We start from the raw sequence: 1,578 nt of genomic DNA, 5'->3' as shown, positions 1-1,578 counted from the left end.
GGAGCTCAACCGTCGGCCCCGCAAACGCCATGGCTACCGAACGCCCGCAGAAGTCCTCGCCACGCTAATCTCGAACCCAACAAATCAAACCGGTGTTGCAGACACCACTTGAATCCGCCGGTTTCGAGGCATGTAGGTTACGAGACCATGGGCCAAGTCAACGGATTTGCCGGACGCCAGTCTTACTGCGCGCACGACGAAGGCGGCTCTCGGCAACCATAGACTGCCTGCATGACATCAGCGCGGCTAGCCGGGTCAGAGGACGCTGCTAAACGGCTGAGCGCGACGTCGTTGCGCGAGTTTTTTGACCCTAGAACGGACCTCAACGAGAAAACCAGGCGATACCGGCGATACCGGCGGGCCATTTCGCGCGACGAGATCACGCTTCCCGCATTGGCGCGGTATGCGCTGGAACTAATCGGCCTGCGTTCATTCGGTCCTAAGGAGAAGGTCGCGTGGTGGGTGGATTTCCTGTACCAGGACCTCCAATGTGAATTTGCGCTAGAGAAGTTTGGCCTACGGCTGTACGTCGAGATCGTCGACAACGACGAAGCGCAGGCTGCTGAAGTAGCAAACAAGATCGTCAAGAAGCTTAGATCCAGCATGCGATCTGTTGAAGGTTTGGTCCTAGCGCCGGCCGCGGCCGAGCTCTTCCGGAACGGCAAAGCTACAGTCGTCAACCAACACATGAGTCTGCGTAGGACCTATGAGTATTTTCGCGAGCGTGCATCCAACCCATTTGTCATCGAAGACGAGGTGATCCACCTGGGTACCCCCGATGGATTTGAACACGGCATGACCTTCGAGTCAGGCAAGGGACTGATGCAACTGAACTCGTTTCGTGACTTGGTTGCTTCAGTCAACGCCTACATAAGCCTTCTTGAGCACCACATGGTTCTCGCGTTGCCTTTTCACGGTTTCGACCCTTCCAAGCACTCACTCGAAAAGTTCATAGGTGTGCGGTGGGGAGATAAGTATGGGCAGGTGTTTGATCTGACCCGCAAGGACGACAAGCACTACTACGACAGGCTGGTTGCGGTCGTCGAGCGCTGGCGCAATACACATTCTCACGGGGGGTTCGAGAAGGGGCACGGCTCTACGGTCTATCTCCACTACGAAGGGGTTGGAGCCATCCCCGTGGGCCTGAGCTCCGCAACTGAGCGCGTAGGCACCTTCTTCATGCCCGCGATAGATGAAGATATCAACCATGTCTTCGAGCTGTTCGACGAGTTCGACGCGTGGCTCAGTGACAAACGCATGTGTTTCGCCATGGAGTGGATCAATGCTGGCCTAGACGTTCGATTCGATCCTGCCTTCAGGGCAGAACTCGTCGAGGCCATGGAAAGTCCCGCGCGATTCTCAAGCTACCTCGAGTACAAGGAGTACCGCGCTGACCTTCATACGAACATGGACTACTGAGACTCGATGAGAAAGGGTAGCTCGGGGTTTGGTCTCGTATCCCTAGGGCGGTTTCAAGGGGTCGTAGCAACACCGTATGAGTGAGGTGTTGTTGATGGCGTCGAGAGTGGTGTTGAAGGATCGCGAGAACTTGTTCTGGGTTCGGGTTCGCGAGGGTAT

The 1,578-nt window shown here is 56.1% G+C and carries 1 protein-coding gene; it reads left to right on the top strand.

The window, feature by feature from the left end:
* Positions 1-231: 231 nt before the first annotated feature.
* A complete protein-coding gene (locus E3O65_RS12910; protein WP_134364142.1) occupies positions 232-1,419 on the top strand; it encodes a hypothetical protein in 1,188 nt (395 codons plus the stop codon).
* Positions 1,420-1,578: the final 159 nt, after the last annotated feature.

It is taken from the genome of Cryobacterium breve, from assembly GCF_004402375.1.
Lineage (GTDB): Bacteria > Actinomycetota > Actinomycetes > Actinomycetales > Microbacteriaceae > Cryobacterium > Cryobacterium breve.
Note: the sequence above shows the minus strand (reverse complement) of the source record. Positions and strands in the feature narration are given on the sequence as shown.